The organism is Domibacillus antri (assembly GCF_001936625.1).
Classification (GTDB): domain Bacteria; phylum Bacillota; class Bacilli; order Bacillales; family Domibacillaceae; genus Domibacillus; species Domibacillus antri.
On the sequence record NZ_MSDU01000003.1, the window covers coordinates 64,027 to 84,849 of the forward strand.

Annotated in this window: 17 protein-coding genes and 1 other RNA gene; 5 read left to right on the plus strand and 13 right to left on the minus strand. The window is 37.3% G+C overall.

The genetic code is table 11. The features are described from left to right. Positions 1-673 precede the first annotated feature (673 nt). From BTO30_RS00540 to BTO30_RS00555, 3 genes are all read right to left on the minus strand, one after another. Complete coding sequence (locus BTO30_RS00540) at positions 674-880, minus strand: hypothetical protein (protein ID WP_075396767.1); 207 nt, start codon at positions 878-880, stop codon at positions 674-676. A gap of 883 nt (positions 881-1,763) precedes the next feature. Continuing rightward, on the minus strand, positions 1,764-2,336 hold the full coding sequence (locus BTO30_RS00550; protein WP_075396769.1) for a hypothetical protein: 573 nt from the start codon (positions 2,334-2,336) through the stop codon (positions 1,764-1,766). Continuing rightward, complete coding sequence (locus tag BTO30_RS00555; RefSeq protein WP_075396770.1) at positions 2,336-2,986, minus strand: hypothetical protein; 651 nt, start codon at positions 2,984-2,986, stop codon at positions 2,336-2,338. Before BTO30_RS00555 ends, BTO30_RS00550 begins: the two co-directional genes overlap by 1 nt. A gap of 120 nt (positions 2,987-3,106) precedes the next feature. Between BTO30_RS00555 and BTO30_RS00560 the strand changes: the two genes are divergently transcribed. Further along, the gene (locus tag BTO30_RS00560) at positions 3,107-3,595 is read left to right on the plus strand and encodes a DUF4365 domain-containing protein (protein WP_211272804.1); all 489 of its coding nucleotides are present in this window, start codon (positions 3,107-3,109) and stop codon (positions 3,593-3,595) included. A 730-nt stretch (positions 3,596-4,325) separates the two neighbouring features. On the opposite strand, the gene BTO30_RS00570 is transcribed toward BTO30_RS00560, so the two are convergent. Genes BTO30_RS00570 through BTO30_RS00580 form a run of 3 tightly spaced genes read right to left on the minus strand, consistent with a single transcriptional unit; the run spans position 4,326 to position 7,078 of the window. Next, positions 4,326-5,468 (minus strand): AlbA family DNA-binding domain-containing protein, encoded by a 1,143-nt coding sequence (locus BTO30_RS00570; RefSeq protein ID WP_075396772.1) that lies wholly within the window; start codon positions 5,466-5,468, stop codon positions 4,326-4,328. 41 nt (positions 5,469-5,509) lie between these two features. Beyond that, positions 5,510-6,277 carry a hypothetical protein gene (locus tag BTO30_RS00575; protein WP_075396773.1) on the minus strand — a complete coding sequence of 256 codons (768 nt, stop codon included), beginning with the start codon at positions 6,275-6,277 and terminating at the stop codon, positions 5,510-5,512. 12 nt (positions 6,278-6,289) lie between these two features. Beyond that, complete coding sequence (locus tag BTO30_RS00580) at positions 6,290-7,078, minus strand: SMODS domain-containing nucleotidyltransferase (RefSeq protein WP_075396774.1); 789 nt, start codon at positions 7,076-7,078, stop codon at positions 6,290-6,292. A 1,215-nt stretch (positions 7,079-8,293) separates the two neighbouring features. On the opposite strand from BTO30_RS00580, the gene BTO30_RS00590 reads away from it, so the two are divergent. Continuing rightward, positions 8,294-8,749 carry a hypothetical protein gene (locus BTO30_RS00590; RefSeq protein WP_143331881.1) on the plus strand — a complete coding sequence of 152 codons (456 nt, stop codon included), beginning with the start codon at positions 8,294-8,296 and terminating at the stop codon, positions 8,747-8,749. Beyond that, positions 8,742-9,665 carry a hypothetical protein gene (locus BTO30_RS00595; protein WP_245796270.1) on the plus strand — a complete coding sequence of 308 codons (924 nt, stop codon included), beginning with the start codon at positions 8,742-8,744 and terminating at the stop codon, positions 9,663-9,665. The genes BTO30_RS00590 and BTO30_RS00595 overlap by 8 nt, the downstream gene beginning before the upstream one ends. 919 nt (positions 9,666-10,584) lie before the next feature. Here BTO30_RS00595 and BTO30_RS00605 read toward each other — a convergent pair. Further along, entirely contained in the window at positions 10,585-11,616 is a 1,032-nt protein-coding gene (locus tag BTO30_RS00605) for a hypothetical protein (protein ID WP_075396778.1), read from the minus strand. A 1,093-nt stretch (positions 11,617-12,709) separates the two neighbouring features. Between BTO30_RS00605 and BTO30_RS00615 the strand changes: the two genes are divergently transcribed. Both BTO30_RS00615 and BTO30_RS00620 read left to right on the plus strand, forming a co-directional pair. Beyond that, the gene (locus BTO30_RS00615; protein WP_075396779.1) at positions 12,710-12,979 is read left to right on the plus strand and encodes a helix-turn-helix domain-containing protein; all 270 of its coding nucleotides are present in this window, start codon (positions 12,710-12,712) and stop codon (positions 12,977-12,979) included. Positions 12,980-13,137: 158 nt separating this feature from the next. Continuing rightward, positions 13,138-14,307 carry a tyrosine-type recombinase/integrase gene (locus tag BTO30_RS00620; protein ID WP_075396780.1) on the plus strand — a complete coding sequence of 390 codons (1,170 nt, stop codon included), beginning with the start codon at positions 13,138-13,140 and terminating at the stop codon, positions 14,305-14,307. A 136-nt stretch (positions 14,308-14,443) separates the two neighbouring features. On the opposite strand, the gene ssrA is transcribed toward BTO30_RS00620, so the two are convergent. The 6 genes from ssrA to BTO30_RS00650 all read right to left on the minus strand — a co-directional run bounded on the left by ssrA (position 14,444) and on the right by BTO30_RS00650 (position 20,755). Continuing rightward, positions 14,444-14,805, minus strand: a transfer-messenger RNA (tmRNA) gene (gene ssrA / locus BTO30_RS00625). Between the two features lie 141 nt (positions 14,806-14,946). Continuing rightward, positions 14,947-15,414, minus strand: a complete 468-nt coding sequence (gene smpB / locus BTO30_RS00630) for an SsrA-binding protein SmpB (RefSeq protein WP_075396781.1) — start codon at positions 15,412-15,414, stop codon at positions 14,947-14,949. A gap of 20 nt (positions 15,415-15,434) precedes the next feature. Beyond that, positions 15,435-17,798 carry a ribonuclease R gene (gene rnr, locus BTO30_RS00635; protein ID WP_075396782.1) on the minus strand — a complete coding sequence of 788 codons (2,364 nt, stop codon included), beginning with the start codon at positions 17,796-17,798 and terminating at the stop codon, positions 15,435-15,437. A 26-nt stretch (positions 17,799-17,824) separates the two neighbouring features. Beyond that, positions 17,825-18,571, minus strand: coding sequence for an alpha/beta hydrolase (locus BTO30_RS00640; protein WP_075396783.1), 747 nt, complete (start codon positions 18,569-18,571; stop codon positions 17,825-17,827). A 126-nt stretch (positions 18,572-18,697) separates the two neighbouring features. After that, positions 18,698-18,934, minus strand: coding sequence for a preprotein translocase subunit SecG (gene secG / locus BTO30_RS00645; protein ID WP_407919202.1), 237 nt, complete (start codon positions 18,932-18,934; stop codon positions 18,698-18,700). Between the two features lie 72 nt (positions 18,935-19,006). Beyond that, positions 19,007-20,755: a methyl-accepting chemotaxis protein gene (locus BTO30_RS00650; protein ID WP_075396784.1), complete on the minus strand. Its 1,749-nt coding sequence runs from the start codon at positions 20,753-20,755 to the stop codon at positions 19,007-19,009. Between the last annotated feature and the right edge of the window lie 68 nt (positions 20,756-20,823).

A 20,823-nucleotide genomic window follows, 5' to 3' on the forward strand; every position in this document is an offset into this window, starting at 1 on the left:
TGACCATACGAGCGTCCCACTTATCTCAGAAATTCTCAATGACAGGATCGTATTCACATCGTCTCGTAATTCGCTAAACTTCCCCTCGTCATTCCGCAAAAATTCCTTCATATCCAAAAGCCAGTATTCCACATGATTCACTTCCATGATTAACTTGAATGTCCTACATGCAAATACAGCAGTGATTTTCATGAGTTAACCACCCCTTAGCCAATGATAAAGATTTTAATATAATGACCACTTTGCGTCTTCTGTTCAGATAATCCAACAGTGCTTTCGTATCCCTTTTTCTTTTTACACTTCTTGTGCTAATAGTTGGAATCGGCACAGAAAAACGTGATTTCCTCACAATTCTTCTTTTACGACTCATAAGTTACCCTCTTCCTTCCCACTTATAGTTAGAAGCCTCTTTTTGATAAGAGGCGAAGAACCTTCTGATTAGCATCTTTTAAAGTTTGGTTCACCATAAGCTCTATGGGAACCTCCATTGCTCGTCTATTTGGATTTTGACACTTTGCTCGAGCCTTTATTTTTCTCAATCTTCATCACCCTTTTCTCGCATTCTGCATTTCATCTGTTTGCACATCCCTTTAGCTAATAAGTACGCAACATTTAGACAAGCCTCCTCAAAACAGGTTTACAGGATTTAATAACAACATGTTTTAGTCGCAAGTTATCTTTCCATCATTACATCAGATATAGTCTCTTTTACTGCCTTAAATTCTTCTTCTCTGGTAACTCCATTAAAGACATCTTCATCTTCATGAATTTTCATGTCATCCAATAGCCATTCTTTAATGTCGTCACCTACACCGACCATATCTACCTGGTCAAACATCCTGTCCAAATTATCGTTAACCTGTGTTTTGTCGTTCTTCATAGTTCTCGCCTCCTGCTACTACAATTTTTTTCTGTCCAACATAAGTCGGTAGTTACAGTTTGGAATATATCAATATTGTCTCAATTAGCAGCGAGGATTAGCTTAAATATCTTTGTAGTAAATACTTGAACTATTCCACTACCATCTAATAATTCAACCGATTAAAACATATTTAATAAAATAAGAACCGGCTAAAGCAGTGACAATCATCAGAGAATCACCAATGATTTCAACTAATAAATTTTGAATTTTACCCTTCACTCGTTTCACCTTCTTTCAATAGTGTTTGAAAACAAACCATATAAAAAACGCTCAGTCGGGTGACTAAGCGTTGGTTAGAAATTTTTTTATTGAGTTGTGGTTTCGGAAATTTTCCATAGGAATCCCAACCTCTTAAAAAATCTATTATTTGACTTCATCATATTTCTTTTCTACTTGAAAATCAATTATTAGATAGACAGGATGCAAATCAATCCTCTTCAATACATGGAGAGATTAGAATTTGCAATCCTTTTTCTTCTCCATAATCCCACAGTTTCACAGACGGATAACTTCCCTCTGGTAATATGAATGTTCGTTCTTCTAAATGCTGAATCGGACTCTCACTTCCCAAACAGCCATGGGTGAAACAAGCTGGATGAGGATACACAATCCTTCCTGTATCGTTTAAGAAAACAAATTTCATTGTATGAAAAGTCTCCTCTCAAGGATTCGATTTCTTTAGTTCGCTTAATAAATACTTTTTACTTATTACAATATTTAATTTCACTAATCAACAAAAGTACAATATACTGTTCTAACTGCTCTTGCTACTGCCTTTAAGTATTTTTTCTATTTTTTCTTGGTTCGTTGATGTTTCCCCCTAATATGTAATCGTTATTATCTACTTCCCTATAACTGTTGTAATAAAATACTTTTCTGTTCCACTTAAATCTTTCCACTCAATTTTATACTTATTATTAAGCTGATAAGTAATATCCTTTTTACCAGTCGGCTTTTGAATTGTTCCCTTTAGCAACTTTTCTTTTCTAAAAAGACGGTAAATCCCTTCGTCACCATTGTTGTTGTAAAATAACGGGTTATTCGCAACAACTAAACAATATGAATCTGAAAAACCTGCATCAACCAATTCTTCGAGAAACTTGATATCTTTACATATTGAAAACATCTGCTCTGGAAACTGACCATTTGTTGGATTCTTAATTTCAATACAGTGCCTTTCCTTCTTATCAGGGTTAAAGACAACAATATCCATTTCCTTTTTAAGAAAGTTCTCTTTATCCAAACCAAAATAACTGATGTTCCGTTCTAATTGAATCTTATATTCTATTGGTAGATTAGCTCTTAGAAAAATTGCCAATTCAAACTGGATACTGTACTCATTGTAAATTTCTATATTGCCACTTGAAACCTGGTCCATAAACTCGCCTAATTGTGCTTGTATAACCAAACCCATCACCCTTTTACACCATTAGTAACTATTTCATTATTTTGAAAAGGAATATACTCTTCATTAAAACACATATACCAGTACCCAGAATCATCTTGTTTACAGATAGCACTTCTAACTTCTTTCAATCCTTTTGGATTAAAGCTATACGCACAAACTCGCTCTAAATCAAACTCGGCATCATAATAGCGATAAATCATTAAGCAATTTGACTTTTGAACTATATTCTTTTGCAGAACTAATTCGTTTAGATAATGAATCCTTTCTGCTGATTCTATATACTGTATCCCTATTACATTATGAGGAATATACTCTTTATCTGTTTGTGAAAATAGCTTTTCAATTGTATCTTCATCTTTGTTCCAGGCATTTTCTCGTTCTAAATGCAAAGCAAGAAATAAAAAATGTTCATCATCAATTCGAGCATCCCACTTCCACCAAGATAAATCCATCGGTCTGGAACGTCCTTTTATCTTATCAAATTTAGAATCTTCTACAAATGCACTGAAGCCAAGCATCTCGCCAAGATTAGCAAAATAATCTATTTCTCTTTTGGTGAACATGGAGCGATTATGTAATTGAGATAAATTCATTCTTCGATAATTCCGTACATACCCCTCTAAGAACTGCATAAGATTGAAATATTGTTTTTCCAAACGCATCTACCTTTCTTTGTATCAAATATATTGAAATTACAAACTCACTTGTTATTATTCTATGTTATTATTTGGTATTAAGAAAGCTGTATAGTCAAAAATAACTATGGAGGAATAACTATGCCTAATACTGACTGGTCAAAACTTAGTTCATTACAGTTAGGAAGATATGCGGAATACTTCACAAAAATGGAGTTTGCATCTTATGGATGTGATGTTTATACATCGGAAGTGGATGACCATGGAATAGATTTTATTGTAAAAGATAAGAATGACCGTTTCTGTGAGATTCAAGTAAAGTCCCTTAGAGGGACGAATTATGTGTTTATGAAAAAAAGCAAGTTCGACATTACTAATAAAAATCTATATTTGGCTCTATTAGTTTTTAATGGCGGGAAAATACCAGATGTTTTTCTTATACCAGCACAAGCATGGGAAGTACCTAATGAGATATTTGTTGATAGAAATTATGATAAACCAGGCCAAAAAAGTAAACCAGAATACGGAATAAATATATCTGAAAAGAACTACTCCATACTTGAAATCTTTAAATTTGAGGATTCGATTAATGACTTTCTGAAATTTGAGAAGGATAATATCTCTTTCTAAACTGAGCAGAGGTCTTAAAACCCCTGTTCAAATTTTCTCCCTCCTTGTTCCTTTTATTTATGGGTGTATATCCTGTTAGTAATTCGATCTTTTTCTTACGCTTTCTTCCAACTATATTCTCTTTATTCTCAACGTTGTACCCGTCAAATTAAGTCCTTCCCTCCAGCCATTGGTAGAATCACTAACTTCGGTGATTTCAATTTCCGCCCGTGTCAGGAAATGTTTCACTTGACCAATAAAACAACTTATTAGTCATCTAAGGAAGAACTTAATTTTGCAGGTACATCTACCACTGTTAAATAAGCGAAAAAGAACATCTTATGATTCTAAGTCGTTTCCTTGTACCTTCCTTATCCCTCTATTTTGTTCATACATAATAATCTTTGTCCCTTTTACTCTCCTATTCAGCTCCTCCTCATCCTTTGCTCCGCTTGCTCTCACGCTCTTTCTCCACCTCTCTCCCTTGTCCCGCCTGCCTTTTCACGCTTTCTTTCTCACTTTCAAACCGTAGGTTTGTCGAGCTCTTCCCCATGCTTTTTCTCAAGCCTTTTCCTTCTGCTTTCTTGGGTTCATGTACAAAAAAGACCGAAGGTCTACCAGGCATTTCACCTGATTTTGCTTCGGTCTTGGACAGACTTTTTTATTTAAGGACAAAGATTATTAAGTGTGTACAAAGAAAAGCTATAAGATACAAGGAAGTCAACGGTTTAATACTGCCAACTTAAAACGTTCATATGTCTCCATTTCGATATTCCCTTAACAGTTGGTTAAAGACTTTAGCTGTTTTCAACTTTATTTGTACGTCTTTCTTCTCCAGTAAGTTATCAGATTCATCCCAAGAGATTGAATCTTCTTTTTTATCAATTAGTTCTTCAAGGAGCATTCTATTTGAATCAAGAAACTCCTCAAACAATTCTTTTTCAACAATATTTTTATAAATAATAATCCCGTCATATAAACTACTTCTCGCCCATAGTGCTTCATCGTCATTTGTTGAAAGGAATTCATGAAGAATATATTCCAAACTGTCCTTAATAAAGTATCTATAATAAAACATTCCGTTAGTTGAATGCCTCTCTCCAATAAAACCACTGTTTGGAACTACCGTTGTATATCTCCCGCTATCCAAAACTGCGAATTCTTGACTATATAAGTTTGTACCGAAATATCTTAGCTCTAAAATTCCATAGTATGTCTGTTGGTTAGTCATTAAATATGAGTAGAAGACAGGCTTTTTCTCCTCATAATTAGACAATAAGCAAACTGTAAATTCGGGACTATAGATATTATAGTAAACATCCGCTTTCTGTCTCCACTCCTCTTTATTCCGCAATTTATTTTTAATTTGCTCCAAAGGAGGTTTATTTAGAAGAAAACGTTTCTTCCATAAATATTCTACATGATTGATATCCGCACTTTTATCAATATTAGTATTAGTGTCTCCAATACGAGTATAAATATGATAAGCCTTAAGAACTCTACCTTTACACTTGAATTCACTATTCAGGTAATAAGGAGTATCTGTGGTATTTTTAATGATAATCACGTCAATTGAACACTTATCGACTTGTAAAGAGTGCATTTCTATTGTTGGTCGAACTCCTCCAGCAAACTGTTTATCTTTTAGAAAATCGATTAAGTTTTGCTGATTTTTCCGATTAGTATCCCCTTCAGTACCTTTAATAACAAAGTTATCACTTACGCCCAAAATTATATACCCGTCTCTGTCTGCTCTATTATTTGCCATACAGATAATATCGTGTAATAAATTCGCATTATTCTCATAATGATTTTCTTTAAAATCCCAATAGTCTCCTTCTCTTTTGAGAGCTATTAAATTCTTAATTTCTTCTAAAAGCGGAATCTCTAACAAAATACCTCTCCTTTCTGACTAAAGAAAATTAAAGAAATAAATTATAACCCTATGTTTCTTTTCACTGTTTCCCATTCTGTTGAAACGTTAGGGTTTATAGAGTGAAATATTTTGCTTGAGAAATGAACTCCCATACTTGCCACAGTAGTTTCATAACGAAAAACTAAATTTAATATAATCGGGATTATTTTATCGTTTTTTTCGCTTCCATTAGTTAAAAATAATTGCCTGAATTCATTAAAAATTTTTTCAGATGTGTGCCTGAGAATTTCTAATTTAATCCATGATATCAATATTCCAGTAGTGAATATTGTTTGGGCCACTATTGATACTAAATTCAAGTCTGTCTCTCTAAACAACATTAAAGCCATCCATACAATCAAATATACGATTATCCTTATCCTCTCTCCTATAACCATTTTTTCAGTAACTCTGAATGTAAACAAGCTATTCTCAAATACATTCATACCTAACCGATATAATGAAGGTGATTGTGGATTATTGTAATATAGGTTTGTTTCTTCATCATCAAGTTTTGAGCCAAGGGAATTAGATAATAGATGAACACGTCTTCGGTTCTGTGCCTCCCTTAACAAGAATAAACTTAACCAATTGCTAAAAATAAAATATAAAACTGTTATAAGAATAAACAACACATTTAGAAGGTTATTGAAGTTTAAATACTCTCCAGAAAAAAATATTGTAAATGATAATATTACTGAACACCAAAAAAGTGTATTACTTACCTTGCTTATAGTCGACACCTTGTTAAAATAATTCTCTACTGTATCAACTCGCGCATTAGTCATATATTAATCTCCTTAAAAGTCAGGGAACAGTTTTTGTATTTCGGATTCAGCAGAATATGGCATTCCACTTCTTTCATACTCCTTGGTTGATTCTATAATCTTCTTGGCACGCTCCAATTTACTTTTATATGATTGAGGGTCTGAATAAGCAGGAGTTAATTTTTCAAAAGTGTTATAAACATAATCTTTTAAAGTGGTATTACCCCAATAGCTATTTCCAGCAATCCAATTTTCTAATTCATATGACGATAGATGCCCTCCGTTGATTCTATTCCAATATTTCATTAATCGTACTAATGGTTTTATCTTTGAATTATGCTGAGTGTTAGCTGTTGTCAATTTTTGATTAAATGCATTTGGTTCGGTAGAAATCCACTCTTCGTAAAACGATTTTCTTGAAGGTATATAAATCGTTCCCCACAAATCTTTCTTAGCAGGTACTAACTCGAATCGAATATGATTTAACTCAAGTACTATAGTTGGGTGAGATTGGGAGATTTCAGAAGCTCTATAATAATGATTCACAAACTTCCTGATATAATTCATTAATGTCTGTGGTTTATATCCATAAGGGTTTTCAAAAATCAACATGTAATCAACATCTGAATATTCGTCAGCTTTTCTTGGAAGTATTGTTCCTCTGGTATATGAACCAAATTTAAAGTGGTCTGTCAGTTGACTTCCAAAATAATAATTCAATCGACTCGACAAAGTTTCAATAGAGGTGCTTATTTTTTCTTTTTCAACTTCTTTTAAATTCAATCGGCTTGCTAAATTATCTAAATGTGATTGCACTGTCACAAAAAATCCCCCTTTTTAAAAAAATTACAGAAAATCAAAATCAAATTTACCTGTATAAATCAGAATGACTTCCAATTTCTATTATATCATTTAAAACATTCTTCTATTTCTCATTATTCATAAACGCCCATCCTCAAAACCATCTTATTGGAAATACATCATTCTGTAACTACTCAAACTGCCTTTACAAAAAAACGAAGGGTCTACCAGGAGTTTCACCTGATATTACTTCGTTCTTGAACAAGATTTTCTATTTAAGAGCATGTTTTTATGTTTAAGAACAAAAATTATCTGGTGTTACAACCTGTTCCATATTCTCCGTTCCGAGGTGACATTTTTCTTTTACTTGCTTCTCATAATATTTTGTTAAAATCCTTATTTTAGTTTCGTATTTCATGTTTTTCAGGTAAATTAGTTGTTCCCTGAAATCCAGTACATCCTCTGCTTTTCCCCACGCCTTTTCTCATGCTTTTTCTCGCACTTTCCCCCGTCTTTTCCCTTTCTCTTTTCTTGCTCACGCCCTTCAAACCGAAGGTTTATCAGGCATTCTCCTGTTCATCTATAAAAATCCCTGTCCCTTCCTCTCCTCCTCGCTCTTCCTCCCCATCCCTTGCTCCGCTTGCTCTCACGTTCTTTCCCCATAATGTGGAATATAAAAAGTTTGTCTCAAATTTCCTTCTGTTTTCACCCAAACTTGTACCCCGAATACATGGATGTAGAGAGAATAAACTTTGTCCAAAAGTTACTGACTTCACCCATTCACTCTTTCTTTTTCTTCCGCTTTCTCTCTCGCTTTTTCCCTTTTGAAGTGACATACTTTACGAGTTTCGTGCTAATTTCTCCGTTCTGAAGCGACACTTTCTTGTGTTTCGTGCCATTTTCTCCGTTCTAACATGACATTTTTATTGAATTATTTATATATTGCTTTGTTCACCTGTTCCAAATTCTTCGTTCTAACGTGACATTTTCTTGAGTTTCATGCCATTTTCTCCGTTCTAACGTGACATCTTTAATGAATTATTTATATATTGCTTTGTCCACCTGTTCCAAATTCTTCATCAAAAACGAGAGGATTCATCATCCAACAATTACACTACTGTTCCAGTGGTTGAAGCTAAAATTAACGTTCCTGTTCTAAATAATGGGACTTCTTCCTCTGCCTTTAACAGAGAAGAATATATACGACATTTAAGCAAGAACTTGTTTGAGGTTCTCATGTTAAAAAGGGAAATTCCCGATGACTTTTTACGGAAATATCATCTTAGTTCAAAAGGAATTGGTGATGACCTTTATTTTCTAACGGAAAGCTATTTTAGACAAAAGGGATTATTTAAGGGGAAACATAGTATGTCCGATTATATTACCCCTAACGCTATGAAAGCCATTGAATCAGGTATTGTTTCAAAGAACCTGATTTATGAACATATGGTACCGAAAAATCTATACATAAAACAAATTTCGGAAATTACATTAGCTGGACAATTAACAGAGGAATTTATCTATGACCTTTTGATTAAATATTACTTTGTTTGCTCTGTTACAAAAGAGGAAGACGAAAAATTGCCATCTATAAAAATGGCTGATGATTGGGATGGGATAAATCCGTTTTATCGGTATGAAAAAGCAGGGATTGAATTTTTACCTAATAGGAAGGAAGTTACAAGTGAATAACATACGTTCCAAGATTGTACCGAAAGAAGCTGTGCCGACTTTAGAATTAGACGGATGCGTTACTTATGAAGAAGAGCTACCATATCCTATTGTTCATTATCCTTCGAGATTTGGTTCATTTTTTGGCTTTCAAGAAAATGAAAACACACCTGTATGTAATTGCAAATGCCAACAAAAAGGATTAGAAATATACCTTTTGAACGAAGAATTTAATCAGTTTGGGGATATTCCTAAATCATTGCGTTTCGATTTGGGAGAGGCGTTTATAAATACACTCCAATTCAAAGATAATTTATGCCATGTTTGCAATAAAGTATGCCCAAAATACGGATTCGGAAAAACGTCAAACGGAACAAAGTTCCACTCTATCTATGGGCATTATATAAATGGTTTATCCTTTGGATTTGGTATTGGTTCACGAGGGAGAATTTATGCACCAGAACTTTTACCCCTTGATATAGTTCCATATCTTATTACTCATTTATTTGATGATAAAAGGCTCGATGATCAATCTATAACAGATTTCCTAAGATATTGCGAAGATGTCATACGAATTCGGATGGGTTACTTTGCTATCGGTAAAAAATGGACAACGGAAGTAAAACTTCTTGAAATCATAAAAAAACTATACCCAAATTATATAGTTATTCACCAATACCCTCTTGACCATTTAAAAGCCGATATTTTTATTGAAGAATTGAACCTTGTAATTGAATATCAAGGCGAACAGCACTTCAAACCAATTGCTTTTATGGGAGGAGAGAAAGCATTTGAAAATACTAAAGCAAGGGATAAAGAAAAAGCAGAATTATGCGATTACTATAAACTTGGAATAGTTTATTTTGACTACAAAGATGAATTAAATGAGAAGATGGTTAAGGAGAGAATTTCATTGTATTTAAAAGGGAAAAAGTAATGACTATTTTCAATATTACGACTATTGAAACCAAAAAGGTAACAGGCTTTTTGGATAGCTGTATCAAATTCCTTTGTATTTTAGAGAGTGGACAAGATTTAATCCACTCTCTTCTTAGTATTCAAGAAATTGCCTCATCTCTTCGGCTGTTAAATCTTTCGGCTCTATTCCACCTTTTTCATTCTTACAGAAATCCCACAAGGCTCTAACTTTTACTCTTACGACCCATAGCAAAAACTCCGTCAGGGAAGGCGTTATCAAACTCCTCAATTTCCTTAATCAATTTTTCATCGGCTTTCATTTTCTCACCCACCTTTTCTACATTATACCAACTTTTGTATATGCAGTAACACCTCATATATTGTATCCCTAATCCCTTTCCCCTACTAAGTTCAGATTTATATTAGATTTAGTTTTCAAAATACACTGCCCTTCTATGTAGTCGTCAAAAATAATCCTACAATCCCCCGTTCTCTCTTTTTTTCTGCTATTTTTTTCTTCTTTTTCTGTTTTTTTCTGCATTTTTTCCCTACCTTTTTCCTCTCTTTGTCTCCTGCTTTCTTTCTTGAAAACCTTGGTTTGACAAGTATTATCGGGATTATATCAATCGTTTAACTTTTTCTGACGTACCAACGGTACGTATTTCAGTGCAACTCCTGCTTTTTTCCATACCTTACTCGTGCCTTTTTCTCTCTTTTCAAGAACAAAAAACGAGGAAAACTGGAGGAAATACTCCAATTTTCACTCGCTTTAGGGAACGACTTATTTAACCAAGGGAACAAGTTGTTTGCCTTGGGAAACACTTCATTTTTCGATAACATAGAAGAACAGGTTTTAGATTTTATAGGAAAAGGAGCAACCTTCTATAACTACTACTCAAATCTTTTGAGGTCGGGGAAATTAGCCATATTATTTACTTTTACAATAAATCAAACACATCCATGCTTCTAATTTTTGAATCAATATATCTATTTTGAGAAGTTATATCCTCATTTGTTTTTTCGTCATTAACTAATTCTTGACAATGCAAACAACTTTCAATCCCAAACTTTGTTAGCATTTTTATCAAATAAAGATTCATTCCTTTTTTAATCATTTGCATTATTGTGTACTTTGCTACACATTCTGCACTTGTACTACCTAAAGTATCTTTTAAAATTTTAAATATATACTCATACGCAATTCCAATACTTGTCCCATCTCTCTTAACAAATAATGGATAATTTTCATCCTTATTATTAACTATACAATTTCTCAACTCCAAATATCTCTTCATTTGTTTACCAAGACCATTTGGTAAATGAATAGAAAAGTTGTTTATTGTAACTATATTTAACTCTGAGTCATAATCTTTCAATTTTATGGTATCAATTACTTGGTTTTTTATACCTGTAAGCATGACTAATTTTGTGACTATGGCAGAAGTGAATACTTGCACAGGATTCTTCCTGGACTTACCTCTATTTTCCAATAGATAATTTAGATTATAAGAATTAAGAATTTCATCACATCTGTTCAAAATCTTAACAAATGCCTGTTCTGTAATTGGGGATTTAAGTTCGGTTGTTTCCAATCCTAACTCAATAATTTTATTATCTACCGAATTCTTTATTGCTGAAAAACTTATAGCACTGTCAAAGTTATCGTTTCTAATATCCAATTTTTTATTTAAAAATTCAAAATATGATTTTATAACAGAAATATATAAATCAATAGTATTCTTAAAAGAAATGCTATACCTTTTAACATAAAATTCTATACTCTTGGTTATTGCAATGTTATCAATTCCTCTTAGCACTTCTTTGTAATTATTGTCGTTAACACCATAATCCTCAGTCAAAAACTCAAAAAAAACTTCTATCTTTCTTTTGTAAGTTGTTAATGACCTATTATAAAAATCACTATCCGTACGACTGCTTAAAAAAAGTTCTTTTGTACCATTAAAACTCATAATCCAACCCCCTAAACCTTATCTATATATTATTCTTGAATAAAAACATTCTTTTACACCTTTTTAAATTCACTTGTCTAAAAAAGACCACCTTATACAGTAAGTGGGCTTCTTGGTCAATCGCTTGAATACTTTGTCTTGTATCTTCTATTATACATTTTTTATCTGGTTACAAACATTTTTGTCGGAAAACTCTTTCAATTTATTCACACCTCCATTTCCCCTTACAAATCTTTTATTTCCATAAACAATTCAAGCTATTTTTATCAGAAACTTCTTTAGAAAAATATAAAATTACAACGGATTGACTGGAATATAAATACCCAGGAGAGGATTCCTAAGTTTGATATTACGAATAAAAATCTATGTTGATTTTTGAGGATGGGAAACTGCCGGATGTATTCCTCATACCAGCACAAGCATGGGAAGCATCTAATAAGGTTTTTGTTGACAGAAATTATTATAAACCAGGACAAAAAAGTGCTCCCGAATACGGAATCAATATCTCCAAAAAGAACTACTCCATACTTGAAATTTCAACCTAAAACATTCCTTTCCCTCAGTCGGGTGACTAAGCGTTGGTTAGAAATTTTTTAGTTATATGATGGTGGCGGAAATTGTTCATAATAAATCACCTTTTCCAGAATATTTGAGTAACTTTATATTTTTTATCATACTATCATTCCACTGAGAAATCCATTTCTAAATTAACGATTTCAATTCTCATCTTTGCAAGGGGTAATTAGAATCTGCAATCCTTTGTCACCACCATAATCCCACAGTTTCAACAATGGATAACTCCCCTCTGGCAATATAAAAACACGTTCTTCCAAATGATGAATTGGGTTATCACTTCCAGAACAGCCATGAGTGTAACAGGATGTGGATAAACAATCCGTCCTGTGTCGTTGAAGAAAACGAATTTCATAGGATGACAATCCTCCTCATTCGTGTGCAGTATTTTGTAATTTACTATTCTATTTTAACATATCTCAATCAGGTTCCAGGGGTCAGACATGGTACGACACTTTTTGTGTTTTCCTAAATTTCATTTCCATTTATGATAAGTTCACAAAACACAAAGGAGGAAAAAATGAATCAATTGCAAACCAATAATGAACAATCATATTTTACAGAAAATCAATTTAAAGCGTGGATTGCTGAAGCCTTTAAGAACGTAGAAACACATCAGCCAACAAAAAAAGAATGGATGAGCATTAAAGAAGCCTGCGTTTACATCGGGGTAGCATATAACACTTTTGCCAAATATCGTGAAATGGGACTAAGAGTCTGTGAAATAGATGGAGTAAAACGGGTATCAAAATCTGAAATTGACAGTTTTTTGAATAGATTTAGCTACTAAAAACTATAAAATGGAACACGATGTAGAGAAAAAGTGGCGATACGCTTGAGTATGGCCACTTTTATCGTTTATGATAGAGCATATTGCCACAGCTCAAACTGAATGCAATATATTCCTCTACGAACGTGTCTCCGTAAGATACAGGAGGAGTATTGATAATGAAAAAATCATCTGGTACAAAAATCACGCCATATTGTCTGAAGAACAAAGAAAAACGTTATAGATTTAAAGTATATTGTGGTGTCAACCCTTTAACGGGAAAACCCATGTATACTACAAGAAGTAAATTTAAGTCCCCGAAAGAAGCAGAATTAGCACTGGCACGACTCAAACTTCAAATCAGTAATGGCGAGTATAAAAAAACGCAATGTGAAACATATTTGGATGTATACAATCTTTGGGTATCTTACTATGAGAACACCGTAGAAGAGAGCACTTTCATTAAAACAATTGGCATTTTTCGCAATCATATTTTGCCAGCCTTGGGCGATTACAAGATTGATAAAATAAATGTGGATGTTTGCCAGCGACACCTTGATGAATGGGCTTCCAAATTGAAAAACTTCCGAATGGTAAAAGCATACGCTTCAAAGGTGATTGATTTTGCTATTAAACGAGGTCACGTGAAGACAAATTACTTTTCTCTGGTTGAAGTGCCAAAGAAAATTAAAAAGGTAAGCATGGAAGACGACAATGATAACGAAAACTTTTATACGAAAGTACAACTTAAAACGTTTCTTGAAATAATGGAACAAGAAAACAATTTTAAGGCATTTGTGTTATTCCGTCTTCTTTCGTACAGCGGAATGCGTAAGGGAGAGGCCCTTGCACTTACGTGGAAGGATATCGATATTGAAAAAAATAAAATCCGCATTAATAAAGCTATTTCAAGAGGAAAAAATAATCAGCTCTATCTAAAGTCCACGAAGACTGGTGTTGCAAGAACGATCAAAATGGATGGAGAAACCCTGGCTATCCTAAAAAAGTGGAAGAAACAACAACGAGAAGAATTTCTTATCTTGGGCATTAATACGTTGCAAACTAAGCAATTGGTATTCAGCAATGAGCAGAATGAATTCCTGCAACCGACCAAAACAAGAAAATGGCTTGAGCACGTATTAACCAAATACGACCTTCCCAAAATAACAACACATGGGTTTAGGCACACACATTGCTCAATATTATTTGAGGCAGGATTCAGCATTAAAGAGGTGCAAGACCGCCTTGGTCACTCTGATGTACAGACAACCTTAAACATCTATGCTCACGTAGCGGAGCATGTAAAAGAAGCATCAATCAATAAGTTAGAAAAATATATGGATATGTAACAGTTTTTGACCATGGTTTTAACCATGTATAATTGAAATGTAATGAAACTCAATGAAAGAGCAAAAAATAAAAAACCCTTGATTATCAAGGGTTTTGAGCTTCATTGAAATCGAGTGAAATTCAATGAAATCCACTTTATGGAGACGGCGGGAGTCGAACCCGCGTCCAAAGATAACGGCACCTGAGCGTCTACGGGTGTAGCCGTACTATTTAGATCTCGCCGATCCATTTGCCGGACGGCAGGCCTCTGGATCAGCCAGCCTGATTAGTCTCTTCCTTCATCCCCAGGCGGAGGAATCCGGCGTAGTCCGCTAAGAGTGGGCCCCTCATCCGACTGCACGGACAACAGCGGGAGGAGCACAGGCTAGCCTAAATTAGGCAGCTTGTAGTTGTGTTTGTTGTTTGCCAGTTATTATAGGCAAGTGCGTTTTGACAGAGCCGGCCCTCTGACCCGCAGCCCAGGCTCGAACTACCCCTGTCGAATCCGTAACGTCCCCGGGCTTGAACAGGATGTTCTGACTTATGCGTTGAGCACGCGACGTGCTCGTTCTTAGCATAAGAACATCTCTAAAGGTGTCGTTCGAAGCAAGGTTGCTTCATTTTGACAGAATCTATTGTAACATAAACAGACTAGCTTCTCAACCTTTTTGACGATCTCGGAATGCCCTCTCGATGTCGCGCTTCGCTTCTTTTTGCTTTAAATCTTCCCGTTTGTCGTATTTCTTTTTCCCTTTCGCTAGACCGATCAGCATTTTAGCATAGCCATCTTTTAAATAAATTTTCAGCGGTACAATCGAGTAGCCGGCTTCTTTTGTTTCACCAATTAATGTATTGAGCTGCTTTCGGTGCAAAAGAAGCTTCCGCGTGCGAAGCGGTTCATGGTTATGAATATTCCCCTGCTCATACGGGCTGATATGCATATTATGAACAAATAATTCGCCGTTCCGGATGCGGGCGAATGAATCTTTTAAATTCACCCGTCCCGCGCGGATTGCTTTAATTTCTGTACCCAGCAGCACCATGCCTGCTTCATACGTTTCTTCAATAAAATAGTCGTGACGCGCTTTTTTATTTTGCGCAATCACTTTCCCTTCTCCTTTTGGCAATGTTTAGTTCCCTCACTTTCTTATTTCCGCTTCTTTTTCTTGCCAATTCCTTCGTAAAATTTACGTTTTTTCTTTTTCTTCGGCGGCTGCGTGGACCATTCATCTCCGCTGTCTTTCATATCCGGGCGCGCCGGTTTTTTGGCCGGCTTGTCATCTTTTCGAATCGCCTGCGCTTTTTTTCCGCGGCTCCGCGGTTTTTTCGATCGGGCCGAATCATCGCGTTTCGGACGCTGGCGCTGTTTTTTCATGCCGACAATTTCAAAATCAACGGATTGTTCCTCTTTATTGACGTCACGCACGCGCACCGTGATTTCGTCACCGATTCGGAAAACATTCCCGCTGCGCTCCCCAATCATGGCAAAATGACGTTCATCATAACGGTAATAATCATCGGTCATGTAGGAGACGTGAACAAGTCCTTCAATGGTATTATCAAGCGCGACGAACATGCCGAAATTCGTGACAGAGCTGATGACACCATCATACTCTTCGCCGATTTTATCCAGCATAAACTCCGCTTTTTTCAGCTCATCTGTGTCGCGTTCCGCATCTACAGCCCGGCGCTCCATGCTGGATGTGTGATCGGCTATTTCCGGAAGACGCGCATCCCATTTCGCCTGTGTTTGCGGCGAAAGATCTCCTTCAATTAAATACGTACGAATCAGCCGGTGAACAATTAAATCCGGATAACGGCGGATCGGCGACGTGAAATGGGTGTAAAATTCCGTCGCCAGACCGAAGTGGCCGAGACTGTCCGCATTGTATTTCGCCTGCTGCATCGAGCGAAGCATAACTGTCGAAATAACCGTTTCTTCCGGCGTATCTTTCACAGCTTCAATGATTTCCTGAAGTGCCCGTGGATGAACGGAATTCGCCGTTCCTTTCACATTCAGTCCGAAGTTTGTTAAAAACTCGAAGAAACGCTGCAGCTTATCTTCTTTCGGATCTTCATGGATACGATAAATAAACGGCACGTCCATCCAGTGAAAATGCTCAGCGACCGTTTCATTTGCCGCCAGCATAAACTCTTCAATCAGCCTTTCACCGACAGAACGCTCACGAAGCACGACATCAATCGGATAACCTTCATCGTCTACCAGTACTTTCGCTTCTTTGAAATCAAAATCAATTGCACCACGGTCTGTCCGCTTTTGGCGCAAAATTTCCGCTAATTCTTCCATCCGTTCAAACAATGGCACAAGCGGTTCATACTTCGCACGCAGCTCTTCATCTTTATCCGCTAATATCGCGTTTACGTCCGAGTACGTCATTCGCTCTGTTGTCCGGATGACACTGTCGAAAATTTCATGGCTGACGACTTCGCCCGCAGGAGTAATTTCCATTTCGCATGATAATGTTAATCGATCCACTTTCGGATTCAAGGAACAGATGCCGTTTGACAGACGATGCGGAATCATCGGGATCACACGGTCGACCAAGTACACACTCGTTCCGCGTTCGTATGCTTCCCGGTCAATCGGTGAATGTTCCGTCACATAGTGGCTGACGTCCGCAATGTGAACGCCAAGCTTATAATTTCCGTTGTTCAGCTTTGTCACGGTTACGGCATCATCAAGGTCTTTTGCATCTGCGCCGTCAATGGTAACAATCACCTCATCACGAAGATCACGCCGGCCTTGTAAGTCTTTTTCATCGATCTGCTCCGGCACCGCATTCGCCTGCTCAAGCACCTCTTCCGGAAACTCCTGAGGAAGTCCATGTTTATAAATAATCGACATAATGTCCACACCTGGGTCGTTTTTGTGACCGATAATTTCGATGACTTCCCCTTCCGCCGCCTGCCTTCCTTCCGGCCAGCGCGTAATTTTAACCACAACCTTATGACCGTCAATGGCCCCGGCTGTTTTTTCTTTCGGAATAAAAATATCGGCGTTGAATTTTTTATCATCCGTTTCCACAAAGCCAAAGCTTTTATTGTCAATAAACGTACCGACAATATCCGTCTGGCCGCGCTCTAAAATCCGGACCACCGTTCCTTCACGGCGGGATCCGCTCTGATCTTCTTTCGTGACGCGTACAAGGGCCGTATCACCATTTAATGCACCCTTTGTTTCATGAGGAGGGATAAAAACATCATCCATCCCCTGCTCGTCCGGAATTAAAAAAGCAAATCCTTTTGCATGACCGGAAATTTTACCGCGCACCAGATTCATTTTTTCCGGCAGGCCGTATCGGTTTGCACGTGTTCTGACAACGAGTCCCCGTTCTTCCATATAAACAAGTGACTTCACAAAGTCACGAAATCCATCGGATCCTTCTATGCCGAGCACTTCTTCCAGCTCCTGCACCGTAAGCGGCTTGTATGATTCTTCTTTCATATATGTCAACAAACGGTCGACATTTTCTTGTATGTGCTGATCCATTCGGGACCCGCCTCCTCCGTTTCGGTTTAAACGGTCCAGTCAAGACGTTCAAGAAAGCTGAAAATATCTTCATGAAGCTGTTCTTTTTCTTTCCCCAGTGTAATGACGTGACCAGACTGTTCATACCATTTTATTTGCTTTTCATCTGTCTCCACACCGTCAAAAATGATATTGGCGCTGTTTGGATCAATCATTTTATCCAGACGTGCCTGCACGACAAATGCCGGGGCATAAATGTGATCGATGTGGTTTCTTACATCCTGAACTAACTCGCGAAGCGCATTCAGCGTATTCATCGGTGTTTGCTTAAAGGCCTTTATTTCTTCTTCAATAACGTCCGCTGATTTTCCTTCAAATTTCTTAAACCCGCGCGCATACTCGACAACACCGTTATATAACGTCGTCTCATCTTTCATCGACATCGGCGCACACATTGAAATAATACCCTTTATAGGCTTAGTATAACCGAGTTTGAGTCCGAAAACACCGCCCAGCGAAAGTCCGCACACAGCAATTTCTTTATAACCAAGATCAAGAAGGTGGTTATACCCGTCAAGGACGTCCTGCCACCAATCTTCGGGACCTGTTTTGACAAGCTCTTCCGGCGGCACAGCATGTCCTTTGTAATGCGGCGCATGTGACGTATACCCCTTTTTCTCAAGGAAACGCCCGATCATGCGCACGTCGGAGGAATTTCCTGTAAAGCCGTGCAAAAGCAAAACCGCCCGTTTTCCAGCTTCAAAAGTAAATGGTTCCGGTAATGAAAGTTTCATGTATGTTGTTTCCTTTCTTTGTTTTATGAATAGAGATTATGGTTCAAAGGCTCAGCCACGTCTTGTTGACCCGCTTCCTGCGGGACTAAAGCGCAAAAAAGGCGATTCAGCCGAATCGCCTTTTTATTATAAACCAAAATAAGAGAGCGCAATTGTCAAGACGAAAAACAGTACAGACAACACAATGGTCAGCCGATGAAGCACAAGATCAATTCCCCGCGCTTTTTGTTTTCCGAATAATTGCTCTGCACCGCCGGAAATTGCGCCGGAAAGACCCGCACTTTTTCCTGATTGCAGCAACACGACCGCGATGAGCGAAATCGCCACAATCACGAGCAGTACAATAAGCACTGTATGCAACATTGTTTTTTACCTCCATTAAGACGAACATATCGTTACGTCCATTATAACATATCCGTTGTTTTATTGAAAATATCAGCTTAATTTGAACTTACGGATCGATTGATGCAGATTCTCTGCTAACGCAGATAATGATTCTGAAGAGCTTGCAATTTGTTCCATTGAAGCAAGCTCTTCTTCTGTTGCCGCTGCAATATTGTCGGTGCTTTCCGCCGTTTCATCTGCTCCATTTTCCAATAATTTAACTGATTGAGCGATCTGTTTTGACTCTTCGCTCATGATGCCGATCTGATCCGTAATGGTACTGATTATTACTTTTACATGATCGACGGCCTGCTGAATCGTATGAAATTGTTCATTCGCTTGATAAATCGTTTGTACACCTGTCCGCACTTCCTGGACGGATTTTTCCATCGTCTGTTCTGCTTTCTTTACTTGTAATTGAACCGTTTGAATCAGCGACGTAATTTCATTTGTCGAGGAAGCGGACTGCTCGGCCAGTTTGCGCACTTCTTCCGCCACAACCGCAAATCCTTTGCCATGTTCGCCTGCGCGTGCCGCTTCAATGGATGCATTAAGGGCAAGCAAGTTCGTTTGATCAGCAATATCTGAAATGACCTTCACAATCGTATCGATATTTTCAGTTTGTTTCACCAGATCTTCAATGTCTGCACCGAGTCCCTCAATGGAATGGTCGATCTCATTCATACGCGTAACAGACTGCGTTAAAATCTCCACTCCCGCATGCGCTGCTTCAATGGTTTCTCTCGCTGCCAGATCCGCTTTACTTGATTCATTGTTCATTCCATCCATCATGCCGCTCATTTGCAAGACGGAAGCAGCTGTTTCTTTCATTATATTCCGCTGGCCACCGGCTGATTCGGCAATAAGCGACATCGATTCAGATACTTTCTCGGACGCTTTCACCGCTTCTTCAGACGCCGCACTTAATTCCACCGAAGTTTCCGATACCCGCTCTGCATTTTCACGAACGTGCTGAATGATGGCCTTCATTTCACTGCTCATTTTATTCACATTTTGGGCAAGCCTTCCTACTTCATCTTTTCGGTTAATCGCCAGTACCGGCTGTGTAAAATCTCCTTCCGCCACCGATTGAACGGTCTTTTCGATTCGCAAAATCGGCTGAATAAGACCTTTTGTATAAAAATAAATAATCATACCGCCAATCACAAATGAGAGGCCTAATGTGATCAGCATACTCATTAAAATTTGATCGGCTCCGCTGTTAAAGTCGCTAATATACGTACCTGCCATAACATTCCAGTCCCAGTTTTCATCATGTGCCGCGTATGTAATCTTTGGGGCAATCTTGCCATCAGTACCCGGAATCTCCCAATCATAGTTGACGAAACTCCCTTCAGATGTTGTTCCCGCCGCTTGTAAAAGGGATGCTCCAACATCCACGCCGTTCGGATCAAGCACGCCGTTTAAGTTTTTTCCTTCCTGCTGCGGGTGTCCGATCAATTCGCCTTCCGGTGACATGATAAACAGGTAGCCGTGCTCCCCTAAATCAAATTTTTCGGAAATCGGTCTTGTGCCGTCTCCCTGCTTTTCACCGAGAATCAATTGTTTTATACGTTCCTGGGCTTCCGATTTTTCGAGCATTCCCGCCTCTACCTGTTCATTTAATGTTTCGATGAAAGCGATTACAAATTGAACGTCATTTTTCAAGTTAATTTCTCCAAGCATATTTAACTGCGATTTTGCTTCTCCATATGAAATAAGTCCAATGATGAGTGCCGGCATACCAAGCAGCACCAGAGTAATCGCTAAAAAACTTGATTTCAATGATGTGAATTTCATATTATCGCCTCTTTTCCATGTATAGTTAAATCTTACTATATAAAGGAAATGAAAGAAAGACTATTCAG

Bases quoted from the DNA above. Each gene is read 5' to 3' on its own strand.
- BTO30_RS00540 (WP_075396767.1), bottom strand. From the start codon at position 880: ATGAAGAACGACAAAACACAGGTTAACGATAATTTGGACAGGATGTTT.
- BTO30_RS00550 (WP_075396769.1), bottom strand. From the start codon at position 2,336: ATGGGTTTGGTTATACAAGCACAATTAGGCGAGTTTATGGACCAGGTT.
- BTO30_RS00560 (WP_211272804.1), top strand. From the start codon at position 3,107: ATGCCTAATACTGACTGGTCAAAACTTAGTTCATTACAGTTAGGAAGA.
- BTO30_RS00575 (WP_075396773.1), bottom strand. From the start codon at position 6,277: ATGACTAATGCGCGAGTTGATACAGTAGAGAATTATTTTAACAAGGTG.
- BTO30_RS00590 (WP_143331881.1), top strand. From the start codon at position 8,294: ATGTTAAAAAGGGAAATTCCCGATGACTTTTTACGGAAATATCATCTT.
- BTO30_RS00605 (WP_075396778.1), bottom strand. From the start codon at position 11,616: ATGAGTTTTAATGGTACAAAAGAACTTTTTTTAAGCAGTCGTACGGAT.
- BTO30_RS00615 (WP_075396779.1), top strand. From the start codon at position 12,710: ATGAATCAATTGCAAACCAATAATGAACAATCATATTTTACAGAAAAT.
- BTO30_RS00620 (WP_075396780.1), top strand. From the start codon at position 13,138: ATGAAAAAATCATCTGGTACAAAAATCACGCCATATTGTCTGAAGAAC.
- rnr (WP_075396782.1), bottom strand. From the start codon at position 17,798: ATGGATCAGCACATACAAGAAAATGTCGACCGTTTGTTGACATATATG.
- BTO30_RS00640 (WP_075396783.1), bottom strand. From the start codon at position 18,571: ATGAAACTTTCATTACCGGAACCATTTACTTTTGAAGCTGGAAAACGG.
- secG (WP_407919202.1), bottom strand. From the start codon at position 18,934: ATGTTGCATACAGTGCTTATTGTACTGCTCGTGATTGTGGCGATTTCG.
- BTO30_RS00650 (WP_075396784.1), bottom strand. From the start codon at position 20,755: ATGAAATTCACATCATTGAAATCAAGTTTTTTAGCGATTACTCTGGTG.